General features: G+C 70.7%; 19 protein-coding genes. 12 read left to right on the top strand and 7 right to left on the bottom strand.

Features of this window, described 5'->3' with window-relative positions; translation table 11 throughout:
• The first annotated feature begins 65 nt into the window (after positions 1-65).
• On the top strand, positions 66-1,124 hold the full coding sequence (locus AC4BGB_RS01405) for a hypothetical protein (RefSeq protein ID WP_490544179.1): 1,059 nt from the start codon (positions 66-68) through the stop codon (positions 1,122-1,124).
• Here AC4BGB_RS01405 and AC4BGB_RS01400 read toward each other — a convergent pair whose 3' ends face one another.
• A complete protein-coding gene (locus AC4BGB_RS01400; protein WP_490544178.1) occupies positions 1,125-2,276 on the bottom strand; it encodes an FUSC family protein in 1,152 nt (383 codons plus the stop codon).
• Positions 2,277-2,335: 59 nt separating this feature from the next.
• Between AC4BGB_RS01400 and AC4BGB_RS01395 the strand changes: the two genes are divergently transcribed.
• Positions 2,336-2,770, top strand: a complete 435-nt coding sequence (locus tag AC4BGB_RS01395; protein WP_490544177.1) for a DUF309 domain-containing protein — start codon at positions 2,336-2,338, stop codon at positions 2,768-2,770.
• Here the strand turns inward: AC4BGB_RS01395 and AC4BGB_RS01390 are convergent.
• A complete protein-coding gene (locus AC4BGB_RS01390; RefSeq protein WP_490544176.1) occupies positions 2,748-3,845 on the bottom strand; it encodes an NAD(P)-dependent alcohol dehydrogenase in 1,098 nt (365 codons plus the stop codon). The genes AC4BGB_RS01395 and AC4BGB_RS01390 overlap by 23 nt on opposite strands.
• A gap of 92 nt (positions 3,846-3,937) precedes the next feature.
• Between AC4BGB_RS01390 and AC4BGB_RS01385 the strand changes: the two genes are divergently transcribed.
• From AC4BGB_RS01385 to AC4BGB_RS01370, 4 genes are read left to right on the top strand one after another with little or no spacing between them, the layout of a single operon-like run.
• Positions 3,938-5,065, top strand: coding sequence for a phosphotransferase family protein (locus AC4BGB_RS01385; protein ID WP_490544175.1), 1,128 nt, complete (start codon positions 3,938-3,940; stop codon positions 5,063-5,065).
• Positions 5,065-6,177 (top strand): Rv3169 family protein, encoded by a 1,113-nt coding sequence (locus AC4BGB_RS01380; RefSeq protein ID WP_490544174.1) that lies wholly within the window; start codon positions 5,065-5,067, stop codon positions 6,175-6,177. The genes AC4BGB_RS01385 and AC4BGB_RS01380 overlap by 1 nt, the downstream gene beginning before the upstream one ends.
• Before the next feature lie 17 nt (positions 6,178-6,194).
• Positions 6,195-7,652: an aldehyde dehydrogenase gene (locus tag AC4BGB_RS01375; protein WP_490544173.1), complete on the top strand. Its 1,458-nt coding sequence runs from the start codon at positions 6,195-6,197 to the stop codon at positions 7,650-7,652.
• 14 nt (positions 7,653-7,666) lie between these two features.
• Positions 7,667-8,665 carry a TIGR03617 family F420-dependent LLM class oxidoreductase gene (locus tag AC4BGB_RS01370; protein ID WP_490544172.1) on the top strand — a complete coding sequence of 333 codons (999 nt, stop codon included), beginning with the start codon at positions 7,667-7,669 and terminating at the stop codon, positions 8,663-8,665.
• Between the two features lie 22 nt (positions 8,666-8,687).
• Here the strand turns inward: AC4BGB_RS01370 and AC4BGB_RS01365 are convergent, their stop codons facing one another.
• Both AC4BGB_RS01365 and AC4BGB_RS01360 read right to left on the bottom strand, forming a co-directional pair.
• Positions 8,688-9,371, bottom strand: a complete 684-nt coding sequence (locus tag AC4BGB_RS01365; RefSeq protein WP_490544171.1) for a M23 family metallopeptidase — start codon at positions 9,369-9,371, stop codon at positions 8,688-8,690.
• 358 nt (positions 9,372-9,729) lie between these two features.
• Complete coding sequence (locus tag AC4BGB_RS01360) at positions 9,730-10,482, bottom strand: M23 family metallopeptidase (RefSeq protein ID WP_490544170.1); 753 nt, start codon at positions 10,480-10,482, stop codon at positions 9,730-9,732.
• A gap of 324 nt (positions 10,483-10,806) precedes the next feature.
• Between AC4BGB_RS01360 and AC4BGB_RS01355 the strand changes: the two genes are divergently transcribed.
• The 3 genes from AC4BGB_RS01355 (at position 10,807) to AC4BGB_RS01345 (ending at position 12,828) form a co-directional block, all read left to right on the top strand.
• Positions 10,807-11,001 carry a CsbD family protein gene (locus AC4BGB_RS01355; protein WP_490544169.1) on the top strand — a complete coding sequence of 65 codons (195 nt, stop codon included), beginning with the start codon at positions 10,807-10,809 and terminating at the stop codon, positions 10,999-11,001.
• A gap of 108 nt (positions 11,002-11,109) precedes the next feature.
• A complete protein-coding gene (locus AC4BGB_RS01350; protein ID WP_490544168.1) occupies positions 11,110-11,475 on the top strand; it encodes a hypothetical protein in 366 nt (121 codons plus the stop codon).
• A 33-nt stretch (positions 11,476-11,508) separates the two neighbouring features.
• Entirely contained in the window at positions 11,509-12,828 is a 1,320-nt protein-coding gene (locus AC4BGB_RS01345; protein WP_490544167.1) for a M20/M25/M40 family metallo-hydrolase, read from the top strand.
• Here the strand turns inward: AC4BGB_RS01345 and AC4BGB_RS01340 are convergent.
• The gene (locus AC4BGB_RS01340; protein WP_490544166.1) at positions 12,825-13,064 is read right to left on the bottom strand and encodes a DUF5703 family protein; all 240 of its coding nucleotides are present in this window, start codon (positions 13,062-13,064) and stop codon (positions 12,825-12,827) included. The two genes, AC4BGB_RS01345 and AC4BGB_RS01340, sit on opposite strands and share 4 nt — an antisense overlap.
• On the bottom strand, positions 13,061-14,023 hold the full coding sequence (locus AC4BGB_RS01335) for an aldo/keto reductase (RefSeq protein WP_490544165.1): 963 nt from the start codon (positions 14,021-14,023) through the stop codon (positions 13,061-13,063). Before AC4BGB_RS01335 ends, AC4BGB_RS01340 begins: the two co-directional genes overlap by 4 nt.
• A 99-nt stretch (positions 14,024-14,122) precedes the next feature.
• On the opposite strand from AC4BGB_RS01335, the gene AC4BGB_RS01330 reads away from it, so the two are divergent.
• A complete protein-coding gene (locus AC4BGB_RS01330) occupies positions 14,123-14,947 on the top strand; it encodes an undecaprenyl-diphosphate phosphatase (protein WP_490544164.1) in 825 nt (274 codons plus the stop codon).
• A 6-nt stretch (positions 14,948-14,953) separates the two neighbouring features.
• Here AC4BGB_RS01330 and corA read toward each other — a convergent pair whose 3' ends face one another.
• Positions 14,954-15,934 carry a magnesium/cobalt transporter CorA gene (gene corA / locus AC4BGB_RS01325; RefSeq protein WP_490544163.1) on the bottom strand — a complete coding sequence of 327 codons (981 nt, stop codon included), beginning with the start codon at positions 15,932-15,934 and terminating at the stop codon, positions 14,954-14,956.
• Between the two features lie 35 nt (positions 15,935-15,969).
• Between corA and AC4BGB_RS01320 the strand changes: the two genes are divergently transcribed.
• Both AC4BGB_RS01320 and AC4BGB_RS01315 read left to right on the top strand, forming a co-directional pair.
• On the top strand, positions 15,970-16,686 hold the full coding sequence (locus AC4BGB_RS01320; protein WP_490544162.1) for an MSMEG_4193 family putative phosphomutase: 717 nt from the start codon (positions 15,970-15,972) through the stop codon (positions 16,684-16,686).
• A 9-nt stretch (positions 16,687-16,695) separates the two neighbouring features.
• Entirely contained in the window at positions 16,696-17,289 is a 594-nt protein-coding gene (locus AC4BGB_RS01315) for a DUF3090 family protein (protein ID WP_490544161.1), read from the top strand.

Genomic DNA, 17,289 nt, shown 5'->3' with positions numbered 1-17,289 from the left:
CTCGGTGATCGCTGCCCCAGGCGAGCCGCCCCCCGCGCGCGTCGTGGGCGTGCGAGGGTGCCCCGGTGAGTCGCACCCCTCTCCCCGACGGCAGCGTTCGCTACGCCCCCGACCTCCGGCACCGCAGCAAGCGCAAGCAGCCCTACCGTGCCGCGCTCACGGCGCTCTTGACCGCAGTGCCGCTCGGAGCCGGCGGCTTCTTCGCACTCGGCCCCGCCAGGGTGCTGCCCATCATGGGGTGGACCGCGGTGGTCACCCTCGTCCTCGTGCTCATCTGGCGTCTGACGCTCCCGCGCCAGCTCAGCGTCACCGTGTCGGCGGCCGAGCTCACGTTCCGGAGCTACGGGCGCTGGACCACGATCAGGCTGGACGAGTACACCACCGCCGCTGCCCGGCTCGTCGTCGACCAGCACGGGTTCGAGTCCCGCTACCTGGTCTTCGCCGGCGACGGGGGCAGCTTCAGGCTGAACATCGAGATGTGGTCCGAGGAGGACCTCGTCGCAATCGCGGGGGACCGGGTCAGATGGACCACCGATCCCGCGGCCGTCACCGTCCAGCAGTTCGACAAGGAGTTCCCCGGCCTGCTGCCGTTCCACACCACGCATCCGCACCGGTTCGCCATCGGATTCGTCCTCGTCGCCGTGCTCGCCGTCGTGGGGGTCATGGCGGCGATCGCGGCTCTCACAGCAGTCCGTGACGATGCCCCTGACTCCGGCGGGGAGGCCCGGAGTCGCCCTCAGGCGAAGTCCCCCGCGCAGCAGCTTTCACGTGCTGCGAACACGACCCAGAACCGTCTCCAGGCCGAGGTCCAGCTGATGCTCGGCACGGACGCCCCCTGGGACCACGCCCCACTGAAGGCTGGGGACTGCGGAACCGGTGACGGGTGGCAGCGGATCATGGCGGCGGAGACGACCGAGCCGCGCCCCTACACCAGTGCGGACATCTCCAAGGTGAGCGCTGCTGCGGAACGCGCTGACCTGAGCCTGGTCGACACGCGACGTGGCGGCGGCGCGCTTCGCGCGATGACGTTCGCGAACGGCGAGACCGAAGCCGCACTGGTGGTGCAGCTCGAACCCGGCTTCGTCTCGGTGAAGACGGCCAGCGGATGCGTGGTCGCCGAGTAGTCAGGAGCCGCCGCTGCCTCCCCGACGGCGCAGCCTGGGCCGCTGGCGCTTGACCCGGGGCGGTGAGAAGGCAGAGCCCTTGCCCCACTCGGTGAGCTCCAGCATCGCGTCCACCACGTTGCGCAGGTTCACCAGGAGGCCGCCGTACTCGTGCCAGGCGCTGCCGGCGAGGTTGTCGGTCGACAGGTCGTTGGCGACCACGTTCAGCCGCGACCGCACCTCGCGCAGGCACTGCTCGTCCTGGTCATGGGCCCCCTGCGCGGTCTGCTCGAGCAGCTCCTTCCAGGGGGCGCGGAACTCCTCCTCCCACAAGGTCTCGTTCGCGGCGCTGGTGGCGACCGTGCGGGCCATGCTGATGGTGTCGGCCACGGCCTGCTCGAGCAGCTGCAGGATGCGCACGAGGTCGTCCAACCCGGCCGGCTGGCTGCGTCGCGGGTTCAGCTTGGTGCTCTCCCGCGCCTGGCCGAGCAGGTGCCACGCCTCGTCGAGGCGCTCGTCGAGGAGGCGAAGGTCGGCCACCCACTGCTCGGCGACAGCCGGCTCGAGGTTCGACGCCGTGTTCGCCGCCATCTTGGCGAGCACATCGGCCAGCTCGCTCGGCAGCTCGGCCGCGCGAGCCCAGGCCGCCCGGTCACCGAGAGGCGGCCACACCAGCAGGTTGACGAGCAGGCCGACGAGCACGCCGACCGTGGTGTCGAGCAACCGGCTCAGCAGCAGGTTCGACTCGTTGATGGCCCCGGTGGCCAGCACCACGATCGCTGTCGTGGCGATGGTGGTCGACTCCTCCCGCAGCCAGCGGTTCCGGCCCAGGGCGAACGCCACCAGCAGCATCACGCCCATGCCGACAGCACCCACACCCAGGAGCTCGCCGCAGCCCCAGGCCAGGAACACCCCCGCGAAAGTGGCCGCGATCTGCTGGCCGCCTCGCGACATCGTGCGGTAGACGGTCGCGTGCACCACCAGGACCGCCGACCACGGGGCGAGGAACGCCTGCTCGAGGTGCAGCACGTCCGTCGCGATGACCCAGGCCAGCACGCCGGCAAGGGCGGCCTTGCCGGTCTGGAGCAGGTCGACCGTGAGGATCGGATCGGGTCTGCGGGCGGAGACGCGTTCCCACCACGAGGCGCGACGGTCCTCCCTGAACGGCCGCATGGCAGCAAACGTACCTGTCGCCCGGGCGGCTCTAGGATCACGGGAATGGACGTGACGACGTGAGCAGTGAACGAGACCGGGACGAGGAGGGCCGCGCCAGACAGGCCCGGCCCCGTGACGAGCTGGGCCGCCCGTTGCCGTACGGCGCCACCGGCGTGGAGCCGGTCTCGGAGGACCCGCTTCCCGCCGACGAGACGATCCGGTTCGCCCGGGAGCTGCTCGACCAGGGCCGGCCGTTCTCGGCCCACGAGGTGCTGGAGGCGCGCTGGAAGTCCTGTCCCGAGGAGGAACGCGAGCTGTGGCAGGGGCTCGCCCAGATCTGCGTGGGCCTGACCCACCATGCCCGCGGCAACGCGGTGGGGGCCGAGCGGCTGGTCGAGCGAGCCGCGGGCCGGTTGCTTCGCTACCAGGACACCGCGGCCCCGGCGTACGGGCTCGACCTGGACGAGATCGTGGCCTGCGCCCGCAGCCTCACCAGACCAGCACCGGCTTGACCACGGCTCCGAGGACGGAGTCGGCCACGGCCTGGTTGATCTCCTCGAACGGGTAGGTCACCACCAGGTCGTCCACGTCGAACCTGCCAGCGGCGTTGAGCTCGAGGAGCCGCGGCACCATCTCCTGCGGGTCCGAGTCGCCCTCCACGGAGCCGCGGACGACCTTGCCCTGCTGCAACAGGTCGATCGCGTCGATGCTGAACTCCGGCGCGCCCAGGCCGAGCACCACCAGCGTGCCGCGGACGGCGAGCGCCTGCGCGGCCCCGGTCAGCACGCCGGGGACGGCGGTGGTGTCGATGGCGTGCGTGGATCCGCCGCCGGTCGCCTCCTTCACCGCCTCGACCACGGTCTGCTCGCCCAGCTCGGCGGGGTTGATCGTGACGGCCCCGAGCCGCGCGGCCCGCGCCAGCCGCTCCGGGACCAGGTCGACCGCGACCACCTGGCGCACCCCGGCACCGGCGGCGGCCGCGATCGCGGACAGCCCCACGGCCCCGGCGCCGTACACCGCGAGCCAGTCGTCCTCGGCGGGCTGCAGCACGTTGAGCACCGCCCCCGCCCCGGTCTGGAAGCCGCAGCCGTACGGCGCGGCCCGGGTCAGGTCCAGAGACGGGTCGATGACCACGACGTTGTCTGCGTAGGCGAGCGCGTGCTGGGAGAAGCTCGACTGGCCGAAGAAGGACCCGAACACCGGCGTCCCCCGGCGCGAGTACGTCGTGGACCCATCCATCCGCATCCCCATGTAGTTCAGCACCAGGTTCGAGTCGCAGTAGCCGTAACTCCCGGCAGCGCACTGGGCGCACGCGCGGCACGAGCGCAGGCTCATCACCACGTGGTCGCCCACCCGGACGCCCACCACGTCGGGGCCGACCGCCTCCACGACGCCTGCGCCCTCGTGCCCGAGGACGAACGGGAACATCTCCTGCGGGAACAGGGCGGGCACGGTGACGTCGGTGTGGCAGAGGCCGGCCGCGACCACCCGGACCAGGATCTCGTCGCCACGCGGAGCGTCGAGCTCCAGGTGCTCCAAGGTGAAGTCGGCGTTGGGCCCGGTCTTCAGGGCGACGGTGGTGCGCATGGGGCTCCCGACGGTTGACACTAGAACATGTTCTACCCATGCTGTCAGAAGCCGAGACACTCGTCACACGAGTGCGGGCACGAGGGAGCGCAGTGACCCAGACACCGCCGGCCGCGGACATGACCCTGCAACGCTCCAGTCGCGACCCCGAGGCACTCCGGGCCCGCCTCACCAGCTGGCTCGCGACCGTGCTGCCCGAGGGCGCCGAGCCTGCCGTCGTGGTCCACGCCGGCATCGAGGAGAACGGCCTCTCCTCCGAGACGGTGCTCCTGGACGTGACCTGGACCGCTGAGGGCCAGCAGCGCACCGGCGAGTACGTCGCCCGGGTGCAGCCCGCGACCGAGGACGTCCCCGTCTTCGAGCGCTACGCGCTTCAGGACCAGCACGCCGCCATCCGGATCGTGGGGGAGACCACCGATGTCCCGGTCCCGCAGGTCCGGTGGCTGGAGACCACCGGGGAGGTCCTGGGCACGCCGTTCTTCCTGATGGACCGCATCGACGGCCTGGTGCCGCGCGACGTGCTCCCCTACAACTTCGGCGACAACTGGCTCCACGACGCCCCGCTCGCGGACCAGCGCCGGCTGCAGGACGCCACCGTGAAGGTCGTGGCCGACCTGCACTCCATCCCGGACGCAGCCGCCACCTTCGCCTTCCTCAACCCGGCCCACCAGGGGGAGACCGCCCTCGCGCGCAACCTCGCCCGCACCCGGTCCTGGTACGACTTCGCGGTTCCCGGCGTCGGACGTTCCATCATCGCCGAGCGGGCGTTTGCGTGGCTGGATGCGCACCTGCCAGACACCGAGGAGGCGGTGCTGTGCTGGGGCGACGCCCGCATCGGCAACGTCCTGTACGCCGCCTTCGAACCGGTCGGCGTCCTCGACTGGGAGATGGCCACGCTCGGTCCCCGCGAGCTCGACGTCTCCTGGATGGTGTTCGCGCACCGCGTCTTCGAGTCGATCACCGGCCTGCTGGAGCTGCCGGGGATGCCGCACCTCCTGCGGGAGGAGGACGTCGTCGCGACGTACGAGCAGCTCACCGGGACCACCCTGGGCGACCTCGACTGGTACCACGTCTACAACGCGCTGCAGTGGGCCATCGTGTTCATGCGCACCGGCGCCCGCCAGATCCACTTCGGCGAGATCGATCGCCCCGACGACGTGGACGGGCTGATGCACCACCGGCCGTTGTTCGAGAGCCTCCTGGCGAAGGTCGGTGCCTGATGGTCAGCCACCTCGACGAGTACCCCCTGCACCAGGCGCCGCTGCCGGTGACCTGGCCCGCCAGCAGCGACCGCAACTTCTACGACCGGTGCTACTTCAACGCCCACGACCGCACCGGTGACATCTTCGTGATCACCGGCCTGGGCTACTACCCCAACCTCGGCACCAAGGACGCGTTCCTGCTGGTCGCCCGGGACGGCCGGCAGACGGCGGTGCACCTCTCCGACCTGATCGACGACGACCGGCTGAACCAGCACGTCGGCGGCTACCGCATCGACGTGGTGGAACCGCTGCAGCAGCTCCATCTCACCCTGGAGGAGACCGAGGGGATCGCGGCGGACCTGACCTGGCAGGGGTCCTTCCCCGTGATCCAGGAGCAGCGGCACGTGCTCCGGGCCGGTGCCCGCACCACGCTGGATGCGCAGAGGTTCGCCCAGGTCGGCACCTGGAGCGGACACCTGGTCGTGGACGGCGAGCGGGTCGAGGTCAGCCCCGACACCTGGGTCGGGACCCGGGACCGGTCCTGGGGCATTCGCCCGGTGGGGGAGTCCGAGCCACCCGGCGCCCCGACCGATCCGCCCTTCGACGGGATGTGGTGGCTCTACGTCCCGATGCGCTTCGACGACTTCGCGATCGTGCTGATCCTCCAGGAGGACCCAGACGGGTATCGCACCCTCAATGACTGCCACCGGGTGCATCGCGACGGCCGCGTCGAGCAGCTCGGCTGGCCGCAGGTGAAGGTGCACTACGCCTCCGGCACCCGTACGCCGACCGGCGCCACCATCGGCTGCACCACGCCGGCGGGGGAGCCCCTCGAGCTCGAGGTGTCCTCGCTGCTGGCGACTCCGCTCCACGCGGGCGGCGGGTACGGCGGCGACCCCGACTGGCTGCACGGCACCTGGAAGGGCGAGAAGTACGCCGAGCGGCTCACCTACGACCTGGCGGACGACGCGGTGCAGGGCCGGATGATGTTCGGCTGCGTCGACCACGTCGGGCGCGCCCTGCTCCGCGAGGGCGGGCGCACCGTCGAGGGCTGGGGCCTGCTCGAGCACTTCTGCATCGGCCGCCACGACCCGACCGGCTTCACCGACTGGTTCTCCACCGCACCCTGACCCGATAGGACTCCCCGATGGATCTCGACCGCGACAGCTTCTTCATCGACGGCGGCTGGGCAGCGCCCTCCTCCGCATCCCTCCTGGAGGTGGTCTCGCCCCACTCCGAGGAGGTGGTCGCCACCGTGCCTGAGGGGACGACCGCCGACATCGACGCCGCCGTTGCAGCCGCGCGCCGCGCCTTCGACTCGGGCCCGTGGCCCCGGACGCCTCCCGAGGAGCGGATCGCGGTGGTGCAGGAGTTCGCGAACCTCTACGCCGGGCGGATGGAGGAGATGGGCAACTTGATCACCACCGAGATGGGCTCGCCCACGTCCTTCTCCCAGCTGGCCCAGTCGCCGGCGCCCTGGATGATGATCGAGGCGTTCCTGGCGATCGCCCGCGAGTTCGGCTGGGAGGAGATCCGCCCCGGCGCGCTCGGTGCCGACGTCGTCGTCGTACGCCGCGAGCCGGTGGGGGTGGTCGCCGCGATCCCGCCGTGGAACGTGCCGCAGTTCACCACGATCTCCAAGGTGGTCCCGGCCCTGCTGGCCGGCTGCACCGTCGTGCTCAAGCCCGCGCCGGAGACGCCGCTGGACGCCTACCTGATGGCCGAGCTGCTGGTCGAGGCCGGCGTCCCGGACGGGGTGGTGAACATCGTCGCCGGGGGCCGCGAGGTCGGCGCCCACCTGGTCGCGCACCCGGGGATCGACAAGGTCGCGTTCACCGGGTCCACGGCCGCGGGGCGCTCCATCGCCTCCGTGTGCGGCCAGCAGCTCAAGCGCGTGAGCCTCGAGCTCGGCGGCAAGTCCGCGGCCATCGTCCTGGACGACGCCGACCTGGCTCCGACGATGGAGGGGCTGAAGTTCACCGCGTTGATGAACAGCGGGCAGGCCTGTGTGGCCCAGACCCGGATCCTGGCCAGCCGTTCCCGGTACGCCGAGGTCGTGGACGCCCTGGCCGAGACCGTCGGCGCCATGACCGTCGGAGACCCCGCCGACCCGGCCACCGAGGTGGGCCCGATGGTGGCGCGCCGGCAGCAGGAGCGGGTGGAGAAGTACATCGCGCTCGGGCAGGAGGAGGGCGCCCGCATCGTCACCGGAGGGCTCGGGATGCCCGACGGCGTCGACCGTGGCTGGTACGTCCGTCCCACGGTGTTCGCCGACGTCGACAACCGGATGCGGATCGCGCAGGAGGAGATCTTCGGGCCGGTGCTCTCGGTGATCGCCTACGACGACGTGGACGACGCGGTGCGGATCGCCAACGACTCCGAGTACGGCCTCGCCGGCACCGTGTGGACCGCGGACGCGGCGGCCGGGCTCGACGTGGCCCGCCGGGTGCGCACCGGAACCTACGGGGTGAACACCTACACGATGGACTTCGCGGCGCCGTTCGGGGGCTACAAGGCCTCCGGGGTCGGGCGGGAGTTCGGTCCCGAGGGCCTGGCCCAGTACACCGAGTACAAGGCGATCTACACCAGCGCACCCCCGATGTAGCGGGCCGGCGCACCGTGCTGCTCGACCTCCAGCTGGACGCTTCCCCCGACCGGTCCGCCGAGCGCGCCCGTGAGCTCGTCGCCGCGGGTGCCGCAGGGCTGTTCACCTTCGAGGGCCCCCACGACGTGTTCCTGCCGCTGGCCGTGTGCGCGGGGACGGTCGAGACCGATCTGATGACCAACGTGGCGATCGCGATGCCGCGCAGCCCGATGCACCTGGCGCACGCGGCCTGGGACCTGCAGCTGATGAGCAGGGGCCGGTTCCGGCTGGGCCTGGGGTCGCAGGTGCGGCCGCACATCGAGAACAGGTACGGCGCGACCTGGTCGCCTCCTGCGGCACGGATGCGCGAGATCGTGCTCGCGGTCAAGGCGATCCTGGCGTCGTGGCAGGACGGCACCGCGCTGGACTTCCGCGGCGAGCACACGCGGCACACGCTGATGCCGCCGACGTTCGTGCCGGGCCCGAACCCCTTCGGGCCGCCCCCGGTGCTGCTGGGGGCGCTCGGGCCGGTGATGACGCGAACGGCCGCGGAGGTGGCGGACGGACTGCTGGTGATGCCGTTCCACAGCCGCCGGCACTTCCGGGAGCGGACGCTCCCCGCAGTTGCGGAGGGGCTGGCCCGTTCCGGACGCTCCCACGTGGACGTCTTCCCGCAGGCGATCCTGGCGATGGGCCGGACCGAGGAGTCGCTCACCGCGGCGATGGAGGGGGTCCGCCTGCTGCTGGCGTTCTACGGCTCCACCCCGGCGTACCGAGCGGTCCTGGAGGTGGAGGGCTGGGGTGATCTCCAGCCCGAGCTGAACGCGCTGTCCAAACGAGGCGACCTCGCCGCGATGGGCTCGCTGGTCACCGACGACATGGTCCGGACGCTGGCGGTGGTGGGCTCGCCCGAGGAGTGCGGAACCGAGCTGCTCGAGCGGTTCGGCGACGTGGCCGAACGGGTGTGTGCGTACTTCCCGGGTCATGACCCGGGAGCGGCGGAGATCGCAGGGCTCGCAAGAGCCCTGCGATGACCTGCCGCGGACGGTTACCGGGTCAGGCGCCCAGTCCCCGTGCCTTGAGCCAACGCTCGGGGTTGACTGCCCCTTGCCTGGGCTGGTGCACCTCGAGGTGCAGGTGGGGACCGGTCGAGTTGCCGGTGGAGCCGACGCGGCCGATGGTCTCCCCGGCCTTGAGGTGCTCACCCGGCTTGGCGACGGTCCTGTTCTGGTGGCAGTACCAGAACACGGTGCCGGTCTTGTGCCGCACGACGGTCATGTTCCCGTAGGCGCTGTGGTAGCTGGTCGAGATGACCTTTCCGGAACCGACGGAGCGGATCCTGGTGCCCTTGGGCGCCGCGAAGTCGAGACCGGTGTGGCTGCTCGCCCACCGCGCTCCCGTGCCGCCGAAGCGACCGGTCAGCACGTAGTCGCGGACGGGGAGCATCCATCGTTTCTTCTTCACCTTGTTCACCTTCTTCACCGGGGCCGCGGGGGCAGGCTTCTGCCCGGTGTCCGCCTTCGGCTCGGGCGTCTCAGGTCTCGCCTCGGGGACGGGGCTGATCTCCTCGGGGGTGAAGACCTCGGGCACGGGCGTGCCCTTCTCGGCCTTCGACGTGGTCGCTCCGGCCTTCGGGGCCGACGCGGCTGCGGAGGGCGCTGTGGCGAGGCTCGCGGTGGTCAGCGAGGCGGCCAGCAGGGCCGGGGTCAGGATGCGACGGAACGTGGGTGTCTTGAGCATCTGGATGCATCTCCTCTGCGCTAGTGCGGGAGGTGCACGTACTCGCCCCGGGTGGTGACAGGGGTCCCAGGGGGCCCAGACGGGGGACGAGCCGAGGCGCTTCCCACAACTGGACTGTCAATCTGGTCGCTGCTTATCGCTAGCAACCACTTATATTTTAACGCTCGGAATGCGCTTGACCTGCGTTTTTCGACGCTAGCAGGCGTTAGCACGATCACTTTTTCAGAACGTTGGACACGCCATTTCCAACGCCCGCCCTTCCCGGCGTGACCGGGACCACGAAGGCCGCCGCGGAGCTGGAGGGAGCTCCGCGACGGCCTTCGGTTCGAGCTCCTCAGAGCCTTGTGGGTGCCGGGGATCAGGCGTTCAGGCCCCGCTTGCGCAGCCAGCGCTCGGGGTTCACTGCACCCTGCCGGGGCTGGTGCACCTCGAGGTGCATGTGGGGGCCGGTGGAGTTGCCGGTGGAGCCGACGCGACCGATCGTGTCCCCGGCCTTCAGCTTCTGACCGGGCTTCGCGACGGTCCGGCTCTGGTGGCAGTACCAGAACACGGTGCCGGTCTTGTGCCGCACGATGGTCATGTTCCCGTAGGCCGAGTGGTAGTACGTCGCGATGACCCTGCCGGAGCCGACGGAGCGGATCCTGGTGCCCTTGGGGGCGGCGAAGTCCAGACCCGTGTGGGTGCTGGCCCACCGGGCGCCGGACCGGCCGAAGCGCCCCGTGAGGACGTAGTTGCGCACCGGCAGGACCCAGCGCTTCGCCTTCTTCCGCTTCGGCTTCGCAGCCGGCTTCGCCTTCACCGCCGGCTTCGGCTTCGCGGCCGGCTTCGGCGCCGGAGCGGGCTTCGCCTCGACCGGGGGAGCGGCAGGCGCGGGCGCCGCGGACTCAAGGGGGGCCGGCTCCGGCGCGGACTCCGGCTCCGGCTCGGACCGGGGGATGATCAGCTCGGGGGTGAAGACCTGCGGCTCCGAGGCATTCGCCTCGACCTCCACCTTGCTGTTGGCGGGCGCCGCGGCGCCGGCCGGGGGAGGGGAGGCCACGGTGGCCGTGGTGACCGACGCGGCCAGCAGAGTCGGTGCCAGGATGCGCCGGACCAGGGGGTTCTTGAACATGGGGTGTTGGGATCCGCTCCTCTGCGCCACACGGGAGGTCCCGTTCGTGCTCGTCCGAGGTTTCTGTGAGGGGGCTCACCAGGCGAGACGAGCGGGGCGCTTCTTCGCAGCTGGTGTTTCAGTTCGGCGTGCTGCCTATAGCAAGCAACGCGTCCCTCCAAGGTGAGCGACACGCCGCGTTAGTTCAAGTTACGTGTGCTAGCACTTGTTAGCGCCGTCACAGTTCCGAGACCCATTCACGCTCAGCGCAGTCCGAAATGTTGACCGACGTCACACGAGCACGGGTTCGCTAGGGTCCGCAGTCCGACCACGAGAGGACACGTCATGGGTGCCGAGGACAAGGCCAGCAACAAGTTCAAGGACGTCAAGGGGCAGGTCAAGGAGACGACCGGCAAGGTCACCGACAACGAGCGACTCGAGGGCGAGGGCAAGGGCGACCAGGCCGAGGCCTCGCTCCGGGACACCGTCGAGAACCTCAAGGACGCTGCCGGCAACGTCAAGGACGCTTTCACGAAATAGCCGACAAACCGGGCTCAGGCGAGTTCCGGGGGTCTCCGGGCTAGACAGGTGTCGGCCCTCACCGGCGTCAAGGCCCCCTTGGCGCCTCCGCGGCTCTAACCTCCGTGCATGGATGAGACGCAGGCCCCGGCGCGAGACCTGACCGGGATCGGGACCACAGCTCTGGGACGCGTTCAGATGCGGGTTCCCCAGGAGGACGGCTTCGAGGAGATCCTGGTCGAGCGCCGCTGGCCCGACATGGCGTCCGCGCGTGCCTGGTGCGAGCGATCGGTGGAGCGCGCACCGCGCGGCGCCACCGTCCTGGAGATCCAGGTCTTCGGCGAGAACTGGCGCCGGTCCCGCGCCTGGGAGACCACCCGCAGCCGACCCACGGCCGAAGCCCTCCAGCTCGGCGTGGTGACCGGGGCGGGCGTCGTGCGCTGGTCCGATCCTCGGGCGATGACCCCGCACGCGGGCGCCCGGCACCTGCGCTGATTCCCAGCCCCCTCGCTGGGGCAGGATGTGGGCATGAGCGCCCACCGAGCCGACCCTGCCGGCTACGACCCCGCAGCCGAGGTCACGGAGATCTGCCGCGACCTGATCCGCATCGACACCACGAACTACGGGGACCAACCGGGACCCGGGGAGCGCTTGGCCGCCGAGCACGTGGCTGCGCTCCTCGACGAGGTCGGGATCGAGAGCGAGCTGTGGGAGGCCGAGCCGGGGCGCACCAACGTCGTCGCCCGGTGGGGCGGCTCGACGGGGGACCCCGTGCTGCTGCACGGGCACCTTGACGTCGTACCTGCGGACGCCTCGGACTGGCAGATCCCTCCGTTCAGCGGCGAGGTCCACGACGGCCAGGTCTGGGGCCGGGGTGCGGTCGACATGAAGGACTTCGACGCGATGCTCCTCTCCACCGTCCGGGCCCGGGCGCGGGCAGGCGCGGTGCCGGATCGTCCGCTCGTCCTCTGCTTCACCGCCGACGAGGAGGCGGGGGGCCACCGGGGGGCCGGTCAGCTGGTCAAGCACCACCGGGAGTGGTTCGAGGACTGCACCTTCGCCGTGGGGGAGGTCGGAGGCTTCTCCACGACCGTGCGGGGCCGACGTCTCTACCTGATCGAGGCGGCCGAGAAGGGGATGGCGTGGATGCGGCTCACGGCCAAGGGCCACGCCGGCCACGGCTCGATGCGGCACCCCGACAACGCGGTCACCACGCTCGCCGAGGCGGTCGCGCGGATCGGCCGGCACCAGTGGCCGGTCGTGCTGACGCCCACCATGGAGGTGCTGCTGGCCGCGGTGGGCGAGCTCGCCGGCACCGAGGCGACCCCGGAGAACGCCGAGGAGCTCGTCGCGGAGTTCGGGTCCGCCTCCCGGATGCTTAGCGCCGTGATCCGCAACACCACGAACCCGACCATGCTCCAGGCGGGCTACAAGGTGAACGTGGTTCCCGGACAGGCCAGTGCCCAGGTCGACGGGCGCTTCCTGCCGGGCCACGAGGAGGACTTCGTGGCCACGCTGCGCGAGCTCGCCGGTCCCGACGTGGAGATCGAGTGGATCAGCAAGCAGGCCGGGCTGGAGACGCCGTACGACGGGGAGATGGCCGCGGCGATGACGAGCTCACTGCTGGAGGAGGACCCCGACGCCTTGGTCGCGCCGTACCTGATGAGCGGCGGCACCGACGCCAAGCACTTCACCAAGCTCGGCATGCGTGCCTTCGGGTTCGCCCCGCTGCGGCTGCCCGCCGAGCTCGACTTCACCGCCCTGTTCCACGGCGTCGACGAGCGCGTCCCGGTGGACGCACTCGAGTTCGGTGCCCGCGTCTTCGACCGCTTCCTGGGCAAGCTCTAGATCAGGTAGGCGATCCGCTGCCGGATGATCCGCCGGCGCAGCTGCACCCGCCGCGTCCCGTCGGGAGCCAGCCGCAGCCGGTCCAGCTCCCAGCCGCCGTGCTCGGCGAGGTCCACGAGCATCCGGGTGACCGCACCACGGGAGTGCTCGGGCGGGATCACCAGCTTGTCGAACTCGTACTCCACGCCCGGGCGCAGCGCCCGTCGCTCCTGCTTGCGTGCCTTCGCCGATGTCATGTGCTCACCTCCAGGCCGGCCGAGACGTCCTCGAGCGCCTCGATTATCTCAACGGGCAGCTCGCACGCCTCCACGCCCAGCGAGTCCCGCAGCTGGGCTGCGGTACGTGCCCCCAGGATCGGGGCGGTGACGCCGGGACGGTCACGCACCCAGGCGAGGGACACCTCGAGCATCGACCAGCCCAGGCCGTCCGCGGCCCGGGCGACGGCCTCGACGATGCGCTGCGAGGGCACGTCGAGGTAGCGGCCCACGAAGGACGCGAAGTGCGGCGACGCCGCACGGGAGTCGGCCGGGGTGCCGCCGCGGTACTTGCCGGTGAGCACGCCCCGGCCCAGGGGGGACCAGGGCAGGATTCCGAGCCCGAGTGCCTGTGCCGCGGGGATGACCTCGGCCTCGACCGCCCGGTTGAGCAGCGAGTACTCCACCTGGTGGGAGACCAGGGGTGGCCGGCCCGGCACCGCGCGTTGCCACGTGGCCGCCTGGGCGGACTGCCAGCCGGTGTAGTTGCTCACCCCGACGTACGCCGCCCGGCCGGTGCTGACCGCGTAGTCGAGAGCCGAGAGCGTCTCCTCGAGCGGGGCGTCGTCGACCCAGACGTGCACCTGCCACAGGTCGACGTGGTCGACGCCCAACCGCTTCAGGGACGCGTCCAGAGCCGCGATCAGGTGGCCCCGGGAGGCGTTGGTGACGCGTTCGCGACCCCGGCGGCTGATCCCCGCCTTGGTGGCCAGCACGATCTCGTCGCGCTCGCACACATCGCCGATCAGCGAGCCGATCAGGCGTTCGGAGTCGCCGTCGGTGTAGCCGGCTGCCGTGTCGACGAGCGTCCCACCCGCCTCGACGAAGGCGATCAGCTGCTCACGGGCCTCGTGCTCGTCGGTGTCGCGGCCCCAGGTCATCGTGCCCAGACCCAGTCGCGAGACCGCGAGACCGCTGGAACCGAGGAACCGCTGCTGCATGGCCAGACGCTACCCAGCCGACCCCGGAACGGCGCGGGCGGCTCGCCGGTCGGGACCCTGCGCCGCTACCGGAGGGGTCGGCGTCCCTAGACTGACCGCGTGCTCGACTTCCTCAAGGCCGTCGTCCTAGGACTCATCCAGGGGCTGACGGAGTTCCTCCCGATCTCGAGCAGTGCTCATCTGCGCATCTTCCCGGAGTGGTTCGGCTGGGGAGACCCGGGCGCAGCCTTCACCGCGGTCATCCAGATCGGCACCGAGCTCGCGGTCCTCATCTACTTCCGCAAGGACATCTGGCGGATCGGGTCGACCTGGGTGCGCTCACTGTTCAAGCCGGAGTACCGCGGACATCTCGACGCGCGCATGGGCTGGTACGTGATCACCGGATCCCTGCCGATCGTGGTGCTGGGCGTGCTGTTCAAGGGCGTCATCGAGAAGGACCTGCGCAACCTGTGGATCATCGCCACCGCCCTGATCGTGATGGGTGTGGTCCTCGGCATCGCAGACCGGTTCTCCTCGCGCAAGCGGGAGCTCAAGTCGATCGGGATCCGCGACGCGGTGCTCCTCGGCCTCGCCCAGGCGGCTGCGCTGGTGCCGGGCGTCTCCCGCTCTGGCGCCACCATCTCGATGGGGCTCTTCCTCGGCATGGGCCGTGAGGCAGCCACCCGGTTCGCGTTCCTGCTGGCGATCCCGGCGGTCGTCGGCGCCGGACTCTTCGAGCTCAAGGAGATCCCCCACGGCCACAACGACTTCGGCTGGGGACCCACGATTGTGGCCACAGTGGTCTCGTTCGTGGTCGGGTACGCCGCGATCGCCTGGCTGCTGCGCTACGTCTCGACGCGCTCCTACCTGCCGTTCGTGATCTACCGGATCGGGCTGGGGCTGCTCACCCTCGGGCTGCTGTGGGCCGGAGTGCTCGTCGGCTAGGTCGGCTCAGAGCCAGCCGGAGCGCTTGAACAGCACCCAGAGTGCGCCCATGGCGCTGAGCATCAGCAGCAGCGAGAACGGGTAGCCGAAGCGCCAGTCGAGCTCGGGCATGTACTTGAAGTTCATCCCGTAGATGCCCGCGATCAGGGTCGGCACCACGACCAGGGCGGCTCCCGCGGAGATCTTGCGCATGTCGTTGTTCTGCTGGACCGAGATCTGCGCGGTGTGGGCGTCGAACGCCGCCGAGAGCAGCGTTTCCAAGGTGTCGACGTTCTCCGCGACTCTGGCCAGGTGGTCGGCGACGTCGCGGAAGTACGGCGCCGCGTCCTCGTGGATGCCCTCGAACCTGCCGCCGGCAAAGGCGGTCATCGGCTCGCGCAGGGGGAGGACCGCGCGGCGCATCTCGGCCAGCTCCCGCTTGAGGACGTAGATCCTCGCGGCGTCGTTGGTCCGGCTCGTGGAGAACACGGACTCCTCGACCTCGTCCACGTCCACCTGCAGCGAGGCCGCAACCTCGGTGTAGTGGTCCACGACCTGGTCGGCCACGGCGTACACCACCGCTGAGGGACCGTGCTTGAGCACGGACTGCATCCCCTCGAGCCGGTGGCGGGTGTCGCTGAGGCCACCACCGCTGCCGTGCCTGGCGGTGATCACGAAGTTGTGGCCCACGAACATGCTGATCTCCCCGGTCTCGACCGCGTCCTCCTCGTCGACGTACCAGAGGGTCTTGAGCACGATGAAAAGCGAGCCCTCGTAGCGCTCGACCTTGGGGCGCTGGTGCGCCGCGATCGCATCCTCGACCGCCAGTGGATGGAGGTCGTAGATCTTGGCGATCGCCTCCAGGTCGGCCGAGTCCGGCGTGTGCAGGCCGACCCACACGAAGTCGTCGGGCCCGGTCGCCTGGTCGAGGACACCGGCAAGGTCCTCGATCTCCAGACCGAGATCGACCCGCTCACCCTTGCGGTACAAGGCGTTGTCCACGATCACCCGATCAGGTTAGTCCGCCCCGCTACGCTCCGGTCATGGCAACCGTGATCCTGGCGCGCCACGGACGGACGGTCGCGAACGCCACCGGCGTCCTGGCCGGCCGCAGCAAGGGCGTCCACCTCGACGAGGAGGGGACGACGCAGGCACGTACCGCTGCTGAGCGCCTCGCCGGTCTTCCCCTGGCGGCCGTCGTCACCAGCCCCCTGGAGCGGTGCCGGGAGACGGCCCGGATCCTGATGCCCGGCATGCGGGCGGTCACCGACCGGCGGCTGGTGGAGTGCGACTACGGCGACTGGACCGGCAAGGAGCTGAAGACCCTCGCCAAGGAGAAGCTGTGGCGCACCGTCCAGACCCAGCCCTCGGCCGCCCGGTTCCCCGGCGGGGAGTCCCTCGCGGAGATGTCGGCACGGGGCATCGCCGCCATCCGTGACCGCGACGCGCTGGTGGAGTCCGAGGCGGGGGAGAACGCGGTGTGGCTCGCGGTCTCCCACGGGGACGTCATCAAGGCGATCCTCGCCGACGCCCTCGGGATGCATCTCGACGCCTTCCAGCGGATCGTGGTCGACCCCGCGAGCCTCTCGGTGATCCGCTACACGCCCCAACGGGCGTTCGTGCTGACGATGAACTCCAGGTCGGGCAGCCTGTCCCACCTCGCCGCCAAGCCGGCCGGCCGGCGGCGCGGCCGCTCCGGCGACGCCGACGTCGGGGGCGGCGCGGGTCCCTCGGCGCAGGCTCCATCGAGGAAGCAATAGGGTCGGGGCATGGCCGTCGTGCACCAGTTCGACCCGCCCGAGCGCTTCGTGCCCGGGACTGTCGGCGAGCCCGGGCAGCGGACCTTCTTCCTGCAGGCACGGGCCGGCAGCAAGGTCACCTCGGTCGCCCTGGAGAAGCAGCAGGTGCAGATCCTCGGTGAGCGCGTCGCAGAGCTGCTCGACGAGCTGATCTCGGCCGCCGACTCCGAGTCGACGATCCCCGCGATGACCCCGGTCGGGATGATCGACAACGACCCCCTCGAGCAGCCCATCGAGGAGGAGTTCCGCGCTGGGACGATCACCTTGTCCTGGGACGCCGAGGACGAGCGTGTCGTGATCGAGGTGTTCCCGGTCGTCGAGGTCGAGGTCGAGGTCGTCGTCGATGCCGCCGAGCAGGAGCTCATCGACCTGCCGATCGAGGAGCCCGAGCCCGACGAGGTGCTGCTGGTGCGGATGACGGCCGCGATGGCGCGTGCGTTCGCCACCCGGGCCGAGTCCGTGGTCGGCGCCGGGCGGGCCCCGTGCCCGTTCTGCGGGGGACCGATGGACCCCCAGGGGCACCTGTGCCCCCGTGCCAACGGCTACCGGCGTACCCAGAGCTGA

This window comes from Nocardioides sp. Z30_9 (genome assembly GCF_058215735.1).
This window is presented reverse-complemented; position numbering and strand designations above follow the sequence as displayed.